The 13240-nt window shown below is 63.2% G+C and carries 10 protein-coding genes; all 10 read left to right on the plus strand.

Annotated features, from left to right (window positions below; translation table 11 throughout):
• The first annotated feature begins 78 nt into the window (after positions 1 to 78).
• The 10 genes from B5F27_RS03050 to B5F27_RS03095 all read left to right on the plus strand — a co-directional run bounded on the left by B5F27_RS03050 (position 79) and on the right by B5F27_RS03095 (position 12942).
• Positions 79 to 1989 (plus strand): hypothetical protein, encoded by a 1911-nt coding sequence (locus B5F27_RS03050; RefSeq protein WP_087364596.1) that lies wholly within the window; start codon positions 79 to 81, stop codon positions 1987 to 1989.
• Positions 1990 to 2094: 105 nt separating this feature from the next.
• On the plus strand, positions 2095 to 2364 hold the full coding sequence (locus B5F27_RS03055) for a glutathione S-transferase N-terminal domain-containing protein (RefSeq protein WP_087245249.1): 270 nt from the start codon (positions 2095 to 2097) through the stop codon (positions 2362 to 2364).
• A gap of 15 nt (positions 2365 to 2379) precedes the next feature.
• Entirely contained in the window at positions 2380 to 3372 is a 993-nt protein-coding gene (gene tig, locus B5F27_RS03060) for a trigger factor (protein ID WP_087364599.1), read from the plus strand.
• A gap of 6 nt (positions 3373 to 3378) precedes the next feature.
• Entirely contained in the window at positions 3379 to 4617 is a 1239-nt protein-coding gene (locus B5F27_RS03065) for a 4Fe-4S dicluster domain-containing protein (RefSeq protein WP_087364601.1), read from the plus strand.
• Between the two features lie 204 nt (positions 4618 to 4821).
• Positions 4822 to 6852, plus strand: a complete 2031-nt coding sequence (locus B5F27_RS03070; RefSeq protein ID WP_087364603.1) for an ABC transporter substrate-binding protein — start codon at positions 4822 to 4824, stop codon at positions 6850 to 6852.
• Positions 6853 to 6970: 118 nt separating this feature from the next.
• Positions 6971 to 7912 (plus strand): ABC transporter permease, encoded by a 942-nt coding sequence (locus tag B5F27_RS03075; RefSeq protein WP_087245242.1) that lies wholly within the window; start codon positions 6971 to 6973, stop codon positions 7910 to 7912.
• Entirely contained in the window at positions 7912 to 8946 is a 1035-nt protein-coding gene (locus B5F27_RS03080) for an ABC transporter permease (RefSeq protein WP_087364605.1), read from the plus strand. Before B5F27_RS03075 ends, B5F27_RS03080 begins: the two co-directional genes overlap by 1 nt.
• Positions 8947 to 8961: 15 nt before the next feature.
• A complete protein-coding gene (locus B5F27_RS03085) occupies positions 8962 to 10014 on the plus strand; it encodes an ABC transporter ATP-binding protein (protein WP_087245238.1) in 1053 nt (350 codons plus the stop codon).
• Positions 10015 to 10950 (plus strand): ATP-binding cassette domain-containing protein, encoded by a 936-nt coding sequence (locus B5F27_RS03090; protein ID WP_087245237.1) that lies wholly within the window; start codon positions 10015 to 10017, stop codon positions 10948 to 10950.
• Between the two features lie 261 nt (positions 10951 to 11211).
• Positions 11212 to 12942, plus strand: coding sequence for a class I adenylate-forming enzyme family protein (locus B5F27_RS03095; RefSeq protein WP_087364607.1), 1731 nt, complete (start codon positions 11212 to 11214; stop codon positions 12940 to 12942).
• The last annotated feature ends 298 nt before the right edge of the window (positions 12943 to 13240 follow it).

A 13240-nucleotide genomic window follows, 5' to 3' on the forward strand; every position in this document is an offset into this window, starting at 1 on the left:
TTCTGTCTTGACTGGACAGGATCGGTCCGACTTTGGTATACTGGTACTACAAATCCCCACCGAAAGGAAGTCTTTGCCATGCCGACCACCGTCGTCCGGCCCCGGCTGCGGGGGGCCGTCCCTGCGGCCCTCGCCCTGTCCCTGGTCCTGCTGTGCGTCTGCAACGCCGCGGGCCTGACCGGGTCCTTCTTTTTCCCGCTGTTCAGCCTGTGGGCTGACGCCTTGCTGTTCTGCCTCACCCTGGCGGCCATCCGCCGGGCCGGCGTCCGGTTCCAGCTGTTCCACGGCTCCATCCTCGTTGCCGTCTACCTGGTGCTGGCCATCTGCATCACCCTCCAGGTGAACAGCCGGGCCTTCGTCTACGTCTGGGACTACAGCAACTACACGCTGCTGCAATACCAGGCCGAGGCCGCCTTTGAGGGCGGAGCTCTGGCGGGCCTGTGGCACCTCATCTCCACCCTCACCGAGGACTACACCAGTTTCATCTGTCTGTTCACCGAGTTTCCCTTCTTCCTGTCCGCCCACACGGGGGACAGCTTTGTCCTCAGCCAGCTGGTCAGCATCCTGCCCACCCTGCTGGTGGCTCTGGGCGGTCTGGCCGTCAAGCTGGGCCAGATGCTCCAGGTCCGCAACGAAAACGGCTTTTTCCTCATCGGCGTCAGCCTGGCGGCCTCCTTCCCCCTGCTGCGGATGGCTGCCGCCCTGGGCCAGCCCGACTGGTTCGGCCTCATTTTCGCCCTCATCATCCTGCTGCTGACCATTGACTTCCGCTTTGACACCGGGGACCCCCTGCGGTGCATGGGCATCTTCTTCGCCACCGCCGCCCTGGTTCTCACCCGCCGGTGGTATCTGTATTTCATTGTGGCCTACTACGCCGTCTACGCCGTCACTGTTCTGGCCGGTTCGGTCCGCCTCATTCAGGAGGGAGACGGCCGCCGGGCCGCCGACCGTCTGCGGGGCCTCATCACCTTCGGGGCCGGGTCGGTGGCCGCCATGATCATCCTGTTCTGGCCCATCGTCCAGCACATCCTGACCTACAGCTACAGCACCTACTACGCCGCCTACAACGTGGGCGGTCTGGCGCTGGAACTGGCCAGCCAGTCCATGCGGCTGGGCCCCATGTTCCTGCCGCTGGTGGTCTGCGGGGCGGTCTGGGCGGTTTTCCGGGGCAACCGGGCTCTGACCGTCCAGACTCTGGCGGTACTGGCCATCAGCGTGGTGCTGTTCACCCGGGTCCAGAACATGGGCTCCCACCAGTCCCTCCTGCTGATGCCGGGGTATTTCATCCTGATGCTGATGGGCGCCGCCGCCCTGGCCGACAGTCTGGACCGGCTGCGGTATCTCAAGCTGGGGTACTGGATGCTGGCTCTGGCTTTCAGCCTGTCGGCCCGGCTGTCCCCCCTCACCACCATCGCCCTGCCCGACTTCCTTTTCGACTACATCACCGCCCCCTCGGTGCAGGAGTTCATCCGGCTGGACACCCTCATCTATGACCGCTCCGACACCGACCAGATCCGCCGTCTGGCCCGCTGGATCGACACCCACTGCGGCGACGGGGAGTTCGCCTACATGATCCCCCACTCCATGACCTACTGCCCCGATACCTTTAAGAATGTGGATCTGCCCGAGCAGCCTCTGGAGGACAAGCTCTCCTTTGGCTTCGGCATTCTGGGGACCCACACCTTCCCCACCGATCTCTTTGAGGCCAAGTACGTCATCACCGCCGACCCCTTCCCCTGGTGCTACGAGGTGAGCGGCGTGGCCGCCAAGCTGAACGACCAGTTTCTGGCCCTCAAGGACACCTATTTCGCCTACGAGGCCAGCTTTGACATGGGCAACGGCACCGTCTTTACCGTCTACCGCCGCATCGTGCCCGCCACCCGGGCCGAGGCCAACGCCTATCTGTCCGCCTTCGCCGCCGAGGACGCCCAGTTCCCCGAGCTGTACAGCCAGGTCATCAACAGCTGGTGCGACCAGCACGGCCTGTGAGGTGAATTTTCCCAAGGGCCTTGCCCAATTCACGGTCCTGGTGTATACTTACTGGATGGATACTTGCTATTCCAATCCTTTCGATATACAGGAGGTCAAATCACCATGATGAAGTTATACGGTGCGCCCATCTGCGTCAACTGCCGCGAAGTCAAGCAGCTGCTGGACGAGAAGGGCATCCCCTACGAGTACGTGGACATCACCGAGAGCACCAAGAACCTGCGGGCCTTCCTGGCCATGCGGGACACCCTGCCCGTCTACGACGCCGTCAAGGCTGAGGGCCGCATCGGCATCCCCACCTTTGTGTGGGAGGACGGCTCGGTCACCCTGGACACCGATTGGCTGAGCGCCGGCGGCGCCTGCACCGACTGCTGAGAACAGGAGCGAAGCATGGCAGACAAACATCCCAACATCACCCTGGGCCAGTACAAAGGTCTGGCTGTCACCCGGCACGTCCGGCCCGTTCTGGACCAGACCGTCGAACAGGAGATCGGCCACCGCTGCCGCCTCCACGCCCGCTACGTTCCCACCAGCGCCCCCGCCAAGCGGGGGGATAAGGTCACCCTGGACTTTGAGGGCTTCCGGGACGGTCAGCCCATCCCCGACAGCAAGATGGAGAACGTCACCGTCCTGCTGGGCACCGGCAAGCTGATGCCCGCCGCCGAGCAGGCGGTCTATGGCCACAGCGCCGGCGAGACCTTCCAGTTTGATTTCACCTATCCGGCCGACTTCCGGGTGGAAAACCTGTCGGGCGTCACCGCCCAGTTCACCATCACCCTCCACTCGGTGGCCGAAAAGCACACCCCCGCCGCTGACGAATCCTTTGCCAAGAGCCGGGGCTTTGAATCCATGGAGGCCATGCGGGCCCAGATCCGCAAGGAGAAAGAGGCCATCCACGAGCAGGCCGCCGACCGCAAGGCCGGCCAGGACCTGCTGGACATGGCCGGGGCCAACCTGACCGCCGACCTGCCCGAAAAGCAGCTGGCCGCCGAGGCCCAGCGGGAATACCGCCTGCTGGAGGACAAGCTGAAAAAGAGCGGCATCCCTCTGGACGCCTACTGCAAGTCCTGCCGCACCACCCCTGAGCAGCTGAAGGCCAGCTACCGCCAGATCGCCGAAAAGCGCCTGCGCAGCATCCTGGCCGCCAAGGCCATCTCGGAGGCCGAGGGCATTGTGGCCCGCAAGGACGAGGTGGACGCCGAATACCGCCGTCTGGCCGCCCAGCACGTCACCTCTGAGGAGGAGATCCGCAAGGTTCTCTCCCCCGACGCCGTGGCCGCCGCCCTGGTGGCCCAGAAGGTCCAGGCCTTCCTGCTGGAAAACGCCCAGGTGACCACCATTCACGACAAGGCCCCCGAACGCCCTGCCAAAAAAGAGGACTGAGCACCCATGAGCATCTTCACGAAAGTTGCAATGAACGTCCTGCTGAACAATTCTCACCCCGAGATTGAGCGCAAGCAGTGCTGGAACCTGCACCCCCACCGGGAGCAGTGCACCGACTGCAAGGATATCTGTCCCTACGGTGAGGATATTTTCAGCCGGCCCAACCTGGTCAAGGACTGGGACCCCTGCACCGACTGCGGCCTGTGCGTGTCGGTCTGCCGGGCCCGGTGCATTATTCCTTCCACCGAACAGGTCCAGCGGGACCTGGCCCCCGCCACCTCGGACAACGACACCGTGTGGATCGGCTGCGAAAAGAGCACCCGCCACAACGACCTGGTCCGGGCCTGCGTGGGCGCTTTGTCCTGGGAGGCCCTGGCCTATCTGGCCCTGAACAAAAAGCTGGTGCTGGACCTGACCCCCTGCGGCGAGTGCGAGAACGACCTGTGCGCCCAGATGCTGCGGAACAACCTCACCCGTCTGGTGGAATTCCTGGGCGAGCCCTTGTTCAACGCCCGTTTCACCCTGGCCTACCAGCCCGAGGACGCCCCCTATGAGGCCAAGGAACTGTCCCGCCGGGAGATGTTCACCCACATGAGCGACAGCTCCAAGAACGGCACCAAGCAGCTGCTGCGGCGGCTGCCGGTGCTGCAGGACGACGAGGAGAACCGGATTCAGCCCTTCCGCTACGCCCTGAGCGAGCGGGTCAAGCAGCTGAAAACCGCCACCGAGACCCCCTTCCACTACGGGGTGTACCTGCCGGCCTTTACCAGCAAATGCTTTGGCTGCGGCCGGTGTGAAAAGAACTGCAAGGCCGGCGCCATCCGGCTGGAGGACCTGCCCGACGGCCAGACCCGGGTGGTCATCACCCCCTGGAAGTGCAGCGAGTGCGGCATGTGCGTGTCCTCCTGCAACCACAAGGCCATCGACGGGATGAAGCTGCGCTCCCTCACCAGCCTGGGGCCGGTGAGCGTCCTGCGGTTCAAAAAGAATCTGTGCAAGGACTGCGGCAAGCCCATCCCCCCCGAGACCACCGATGGCGTCTGCGCCACCTGCCGGGTGAAGCTGCGGACCAAGCAGCGCCAGGCCGCCGCGGCCGAGCGGGCACGGGCCCGGGCCGCCGAGCGGGCAGCCCAGAAAGCCGTCCAAAAGGCCGCCGCCGAAGCCGCCGAAGCCGCCGAAACGGCTGCTTCCGCCCCGGCTCCGGCCCCCGCGGAACCCGTTTCCGCCCCCGGAACCCCTCACTAAACCGCCCTGTGCGGCTGGTGTAAGCCCTGTGTAAAATATTGACAGACGCCGGTTTCAATGCTATACTTCATTGCAAGCCGAAACATAGACCGGCGGACTGTTACAACGGAGTAACGGATGTGTTTCCGTTGCTCCGTTTTTGTTTTCTGTAGAAGCAGGGCTTTTGCAGAGCGGTCAACTTTAAAAAATAAAGGGGAGTTTTTCATGCGTCACATGCTTTCACGCCGCCAGTTTCTCAAATCTGCCGGCATGACCACCGCCACCGTCTGCGCCGCCGGGCTGCTCAGCGCCTGCGGCTCCGGCTCCTCGGGATCTTCTTCGGGCGCCGCATCCGCCGACACCTCCAGCTACACCATTCTGTATTCCAGCCAGCCCTCCACCCTCAACTACCTCACCACCTCCTCCGACGTGGAAATGGTGGTGGGCGCCAACTGTGTGGACACCCTGCTGGAGTTTGACAACAAGGGCGCCCTGAAAGAGGGTCTGGCCACCTCCTGGGAGTTCGACGAAGCCACCCTCACCTGGACCTTCCATCTGCGGGACGAGAACTGGGTGGACATGAACGGCGAAGTGGTGGCCCCTGTCACCGCCCAGGACTTTGTGGACGCCCTGCGCTATCTACTGACCCCCGACTATGCCGCCTCCAACGTGGGCCTGGTCACCTCTTACATTGCGGGGGCCGACGAATACTACAACTACCAGGTCAACCTGACCAACGCCAACAACGGCTATGTGGGCGACGACGGCACCACCTATACCGTGGACGCCGCCGGCGTGGTCACGGTGGCCGCCCCCGGCGCCGAGGCCCAGACCTTCCAGCCGGTGGACTTTGACGCTGTGGGCGTCAAGGCGGTGGACGAGCACACCCTGACCTACACCCTGACCTACAATTTCCCCGGCTTCCTGAGCCTGCTGGTCTACCTGCCCTACGAGCCGGCCTACGGCCCCCTGCTGGAGGAGATGGGCGACCAGTTCGCCACCTCCGCCGAGACCACCTACAGCTGCGGCGCTTTCTATCTGGCCGAGTACATCCCTCTGGAGAGCTGGGTCATGAAGAAGAACCCCGAGAACTACGACGCCGACAACGTCTTTATTGAGACGGTGAGCCGCATCTACAACGCCGAGGCCGACGTCAACGGCCCTGAGATGGTCAAGCGCGGCGAGATCGACGAGGCCACCATCGGCGCCGACATTCTGGACAGCTGGCTGGCCGACGAGTCCACCAAGGACCTGGTGTCCATGGACCGTCCCAACACCAACTACACCTATTTCTACCTGTTCAACTTCATGCCCTTCTACCATGAGTTCTCGGGCCAGACGGTGGAGGGCCTGGACGACGCCTATGAGCCCGAAAACTGGGCCAAGGCCATCAACAGCACCAATTTCCGCAAGGCCTTCCTGTACGGCATCAACAATTCCGTCACCCTGGCCGTCACCGCTCCCGAGGGCTACGAGGGCTACAAGCTGAACACCGTCACCCCGCCCTCCTTCTGCGCCAACGACGACGGCGTGGACTACACCCAGTGCGGCGACCTGGCCTCCATCACCGAGTTCTTCGACGAGGCCAAGGCCAAGGAATACCGTGACGCCGCCATCCAGGAGCTGACCGCCCAGGGCGTCACCTTCCCGGTGAAGGTCCAGCTGCCCTACAACCCCTCCACCAACAACTGGGACCGCCAGTGCCAGATCTTCAAGCAGCAGCTGGAGGGCGTGCTGAACGACGGGGCCGACTTCATTGACATCATCATCACCGAGGGTCCCTCGGACAACTATCTGTCGGCGGTGCGCCGGGCCGGCAAGTACTGCTTCCAGCTGTGCAACTGGGGCGCCGACTACTCCGACCCCGAGACCGAGACCGATCCCTTCTACCAGGCCGCAGGCGAGCGTGGCGGCCGCTACGCCTATCTGCGGACCGGTGTGGAGGACGGCTTCATCACCGGCGAGACCGCCGACGCCATCATGGCCTACATGACCGCCGTGGAAGAGGCCAAGGCCATCACCGGCGACATCAACGCCCGGTATGACGCCTTCGCCAAGGCCGAGGCCATGCTCATCAACAACGCCCTGGTCATCCCCATGGGCATGAGCGTGCCGGCCTACCTGGCCACCCGCCTGAACTACTGGGAGGGCCAGTACGCCTCCACCGGCTTCTCCAACAAGCGTCTGAAGGGCATCCACGTGCTGGACCACTATGTCTCCATGAGCGAATACGAGGCCAACCGCGACGCCCGCTGACGTCTCTTTGGCTCACAGGCTGCAGGGGCCGCACCCGTGCAAATCCGGGCGCGGCCCTTTATTTTGTCCCGCGGCGGGTTCTGATGCCCTCCGCTGAGAAAGGAAGTGCGCAAACCCTATGGCGAGCTATCTGGCCAAGCGCATTGGGCACTCGATTTTGACCCTGTTCATCATCGTGACGCTCGTGTTCTGCCTGCTCCGGCTGATGCCGGTGGAGGGCTATTTTGCCAACTACGAAAAAATGACCGAGACCCAGATCCAGGCCGGCCTCCAGTCCATGGGCCTGCTGGACCCCCTGCCGGTCCAGATCTTCCGCTTCTGGCGGGACGCCCTCCAGGGTGATCTGGGGGTCAGCCACATCTACCGGGTGAATGTGCCGGTGGTGGACATCCTCAAGGACAAGCTGCCCATCTCGATCCAGATGGGCGTGCTGGCCATGCTGGTGTCCCTGGTGGTGGGCATCCCGCTGGGATCGGTGATGGGCCGGTTCAAGCACCGGCTGCCCGACAAGATCGGCACGGCGGTGGTCATCCTGATTCAGGCCGTCCCCGCCGCCGTCTACTACCTCTATATCCAGATGTACGGCACCACCGCCCTCAACATTGGCCTTTTGTTCAACGCCGACCGCTGGCAGTACTGGGTGCTGCCGGTGTTCTCCATGAGCCTGGGCAACATCGCCTTTTATGCCATGTGGCTGCGGCGGTACATGGTGGACGAGAGCAACAAGGACTATGTGCTGCTGGCCCGGGCCAAGGGCGTCAGCGAGGACCGCATCGCCCTGAAACACATCTTCCGCAACGCCATGGTCCCCCTGGTGCAGTATATTCCCTCGGCGTTCCTGAACACGGTGGTGGGCTCCATCTACATTGAGAGCCTGTACAGCATCCCCGGCATGGGCGGCCTGCTGGTCACCTGTGTCCAGCGCCACGACAATACCATGGTCCAGGGCATCGTCCTGCTGTACGCCTGCGTGGGCATCATCGGCCTGATTCTGGGCGACCTGCTGATGGTCCTGATCGACCCGCGGATCTCCCTGGCCAAGAAAGAAGGTGGTCGCTGATGCTGTTCTTTTTCAAAAACGCCAAGTCCGCCCAGCTGGAAGCGGCCCTGAACCGCCAGCAGGCGGCCGACGGGCCCGACGCCTGGGCCCATCTGCCCGAGGAGGAACTGTTCACCCCCGCCGGGTTCAGTGAAAAACAGGCCGAGGCCACCGCCTATTCCAACTACAGCTACTGGGGCAGCACCCTGCGCTCCTTCTTCAAGAACAAGTTTGCGGTGGCGCTGCTGATCGCCCTGGTGGCGGTGGTGGGCTTCGCCTTCCTGCAGCCCCATCTGCCCGGCCAGGTGGACCCCAACTACTGCCGTGTGGACCCTGACACCGGCATCCAGCTGCGGAACGTTGCCCCCGGCGTGGACGGCTTCATCTGGGGCTCCAACGCCATCGGCCAGGATCTTTGGGCCCGCATCTGGGCCGGCACCCGCACCAGTCTGGTCATCGCCTTCTTTGTGGCCATGATTGAGGCAGTGGTGGGCATTACGGTGGGCGTGCTGTGGGGCTATGTCCGGCAGCTGGACTTCTTCTTCACCGAACTGTACAACATCTGCGACAACATCCCCTCCACCATCATCCTGATCCTGATCTCCTATGTGGCCAGCCCCAGCGTCCCCACCCTGATTCTGGGCATGTCCCTCACCGGGTGGATCGCCATGGCCCGCTTCATCCGCAACCAGATCCTCATCATCCGGGACCGGGACTACAACGTGGCTTCCCGCTGCATCGGCACCCCCACCTTCCGCATCGTGCTGCGGAACCTGCTGCCCTATCTGGTGTCGGTCATCATGCTGCGGATGGCCCTCACCGTCCCCGCCGCCATCGGCAGCGAGGTGTTCGTCACCTACATCGGCCTGGGCCTGTCGGTGGAGACCCCCTCTCTGGGCAACCTCATCAACGACGGCCGCCAGGTCATGATGCAGGCGGGGCTGCGCTATCAGCTGATCTATCCCACCATCATCCTGAGCTTTGTCACCATCGCGTTCTATCTGATCGGCAACGCCTTCTCGGACGCCGCCGATCCCAAGAACCACATGCAGTAAAGGAGGGCTGAAATTATGGACAACCAAACTCCCATCCTTTCGGCCCGCAATCTCCACATCTGCTTCAACCTGCGGGGCCGGGTGCTCCACGCCATCCGGGGCATCGACCTGGACATTTACAAGGGCGAGGTCCTGGCCATCGTGGGCGAGAGCGGCTCGGGCAAATCGGTGTTCACCAAGTCCTTCATGGGCCTGCTGGACGCCAACGGCTCCATCACCGAGGGCACCATCGACTACTACGGCGCCGACGACGGGAAAACCATCCGCCTGTCCGGCCTGAAAAAGGAAAAGGACTGGCTGAAGGTCCGGGGCCACGAAATCGCCATGATCATGCAGGACCCCATGACCAGCCTGAACCCCCTGAAAACCATCGGGGACCAGATCGCCGAGGCAGTGGAGCTGCACCAGCATCTGAAAGGCAAAGCCGCCCGGGAAAAAGCCATCGAATACCTGCGGGACGTGGGCATCCCCGACCCGGAGCGCCGGGCCAAGCAGTACCCCCATGAGTTTTCGGGCGGCATGCGCCAGCGGGTGGTGATCGCCATTGCGGTGGCCTGCAACCCCCAGATTCTGATCTGCGACGAGCCCACCACCGCCCTGGACGTCACCATTCAGGCCCAGATTCTGGAGCTGCTGAAGGAGATGCGGGTCAAGTACAACCTGACCATCGTCCTCATCACCCACGACCTGGGCGTGGTGGCCAACATCGCCGACCGGGTGGCGGTCATGTACGCCGGGGACATTGTGGAGATCGGCACCGCCGACGAAATCTACTACGACCCCCGCCACCCCTACACCTGGGCGCTGCTGTCCAGCATGCCCCAGATGGGGGTCAAGGGAGAGGACCTGTTCAACATCCAGGGCACCCCGCCCAATCTGTTCGCCGAAATCCGCGGGGACGCCTTTGCGCCCCGGAACCCCCAGGCCCTGAAAATCGACTTTGTCAAGCAGCCGCCCTACTTCACCGTCAGCCCCACCCACCGGGCCAAGACCTGGCTGCTGGACCCCCGGGCGCCCAAGATTGAGCCTCCGGCGGTGGTGCAGCGGCTGCGAGAGGAGGGAATCTGAATGCCGGAACCCAACAAGGAAGTCCTGCTGGAGGTCAAAGACCTGGAGGTGACCTACGGCACCGGCCGCAAGAAATACCGGGCGGTGTCCCGGGCCAACTTCACCATCTACAAGGGCGAGACCTTCGGCCTGGTGGGCGAGAGCGGATCGGGCAAAACCACCATCGGCCGGGCCATCATGCGGATCATCCCCACCTCCGGGGGGCAGATTCTCTACAAGGGCCAGCAGATCAACGGCAAAATCTCCAAAGAGCTGGACCGGAAGGTCATCAAGGAAATCCAGATGATTTTCCAGGACCCCCAGTCCTCTCTGAACGAGCGGGCCAAGGTCAGCTACATTGTGGGGGAGGGCCTGATGAACGTCCGGCCCGACCTGACCGCCGCCCAGCGGGAGGAAAAAGTCCGCCAGGCCCTGCTGGAAGTGGGCCTTCTGCCGGAATTCGCCTCCCGGTTCCCCCACGAGTTCTCGGGCGGCCAGCGCCAGCGCATCGGCATCGCCCGGGCCCTGATCGTGGAGCCGGATTTCATCATCGCCGACGAGCCCATCTCGGCCCTGGACATGTCCATCCGGGCCCAGGTGCTCAACCTGCTGCGGCATCTCCAGCAGCAGCGGGGCATCACCTATCTGTTCATCGCCCACGACCTGTCGGTGATGCGGTACATTTCGGACCGGATCGCCGTCATCCACAAGGGCGACATTGTGGAGCTGGCCGACGCCGAGGAACTGGTGACCCACCCCATCCATCCCTACACCCGCAGCCTGCTGTCCGCCATTCCCATGCCCAGCCCCCGTCGGGAACGGGGCAAAAAGCTGCTGGTCTACGACCCCTCCATCCATCGCTACGACGCCTGCCCGCCCGAATGGCGGGAGCTGCGGCCCCGCCACTGGGTGCTGTGCAACGCCCAGGAAGCCGGCGCCTGGCTGGAGGAACCGTGACTTTCATTTCATAAACCGTCTGCCGGGCCATGCCTTTGTTAAAAAGGGGCATGGCCCGGTACTTTTGTTTCAAAAATGGGCTGCGTTCACTCTTTAGACAAAAGTTTCTGTTATACTGACATCCAGCGGCGGGGGCTCCGGTGTTTGTATTGACTTGCCCCTTTCCGTGCTTCTATAATAAGGGATGTGCGGGGTCCGCCGTCACAGCCACATCCGGCCTGACCCCCGTCCACGCATCCGTCCATGAAAGAAAGGAATATTATGCCTGTCACCAAAGAGCCGGTCTATGCATCCCAGGCAAAGCCCTGGCTTGCATCCTATGACCCCAAGTTCCGGGATATGCCCGTTCCTGAATGCACCGCATTTGAGTACATCTGCCGCCAGAACAAAGGGCACCTGTCGGATATCGCCCTCAGCTATTACGGCAACCAGATCACCTATGCCGCCCTGTTCGTCCAGGTGAAAAAGACCGCCGCCGCCCTCCGGGCCGCCGGCGTCCGCAAGGGCGACATCATCACGGCGGTCAGCGTCATGACCCCCGAGCTGATCTATCTGTTCTACGCCGTTGACATGGTGGGCGCCACCCTGAACCTGGTGGACCCCCGCTACAGCCCCGACGGCATCCATGAGTACATCGAGGAAGCCCAGTCCAAAATGCTGATCTCCCTGAGCGTCTGCTACGACAAGTGCCATCAGGCCGTCCGCCGGACCACCGTGGAGAAGATTCTGCTCCTTTCCCCCGCCGACTCCCTCAAGGGACCCATGAAGCTGGCCTACATGGCCGCCAACCCCGACCGCAACCGCTACGCCTCCAACGTCATCCCCTGGAAGCAGTTCATGGCAGCCGGCAAGGACGCCAGCACCGCCAGCGAGCCCTTTGACCCCAAGCACAGCTGCGTCATGGTCCACACCGGCGGCACCACCGGCTCCCCCAAGGGGGTTATGCTGGGCGACACCGCGTTCAACGCCATCGCACAGCAGTTCTCGGCCTTTGAGGCTCTGTTCTCCCGCCAGCAGCGGCTGCTGAACGTCATGCCCCCCTTCATCGCCTACGGCTACGCCTGCGGCGTCCATCTGCCCCTGTCCCTGGGCCTGACGGTGGTCATCGTCCCCAATCTGGACCCCGCCGAGCTGGGCAAGCTGATCCTCAAGCACAAGCCCTCCCACATGTTCGGCGTGCCCTCCCACTATCAGGTGCTGGCCGCTGATCCCCGGATGAAGAACAAGGACCTGTCCTTTGTGCTGAACCTGGCCTGCGGCGGCGACGCCATCTCGGTGGGCGCCGAGCGGTCGGTCAACGACTTCCTGATCGGCCACGGCGCACCCTACGGCCTGGCCAAGGGCTACGGCATGACCGAGGTGTGCTCGGCCGCCACCGCCGCCGCCGGCATCCACAACAAGCCCGGTTCGGTGGGCCGTCCCCTGCCCAGCACGGTGATCTCCATCTTTGAGCCCGGCACCGAAAAGGAACTGCCCATCGGCGAGCGGGGCGAGATCTGCATCTCGGGCCCCTCCATGATGCAGTGCTACTACAACAAGCCGGACGAGACCGCTTTCGTCATGCGCAAGCACGCCGACGGCCGGGTCTGGGTCCACAGCGGCGACATCGGCTACATGGACGAGGAGGGCTATGTCTTCCTGGACAGCCGCATCAAGCGGATGATTATCCGTCACGACGGCTTCAAGATCTTCCCCTCCATGATTGAGAACGTCCTCAGCACCCATCCCGCCGTGGCCAACTGCTCGGTGGTGGGCTGTGTGGACAAGGACCACGTCCAGGGCCGTCTGCCCCTGGCCTACATCGTCCTGAATAAGGACTGCCAGAAGAAAAAGCGCCAGATCATCCGGGAGCTGCGGGCCATGTGCGCCGACGAGCTGCCCGAATACATCCTGCCGGTGGCCTACAAGTTTATCGACCAGCTGCCTCTGACCCCCGTGGGCAAGGTGGACTATCTGGAGCTGGAAAAGCAGGTCACCCCCCAGGACTACTAAGCCCCCCGAATGGAAATACAGCGGCTCTGTGCAGGGAGCCGCCTCCCAATCGACCCCGGCGGACGGCTTCTCCGAAACGCCGTCCCATCAAGCCGCACCTGTATGACAGGCAGCTGAGCCGAGCGCGTCCAGTGGACGAAACAGCGAGGCGAAGCTGGCGCAGCGGTCTGAATTTTCAAGCATCATCTTTGATGCGCCGAAAATTCAGGGCACCGCAAGAGGCTAACATACCGAGCGCGTCCAGTGGACGAAACAGCGAGGCGAAGCTGGCGCAGCGCTCCACTTTTTGCAAGGGCAT

The sequence above is a fragment of the Faecalibacterium sp. An192 genome (assembly GCF_002160175.1).
In the GTDB taxonomy this organism is placed as follows: domain Bacteria; phylum Bacillota; class Clostridia; order Oscillospirales; family Ruminococcaceae; genus Faecalibacterium.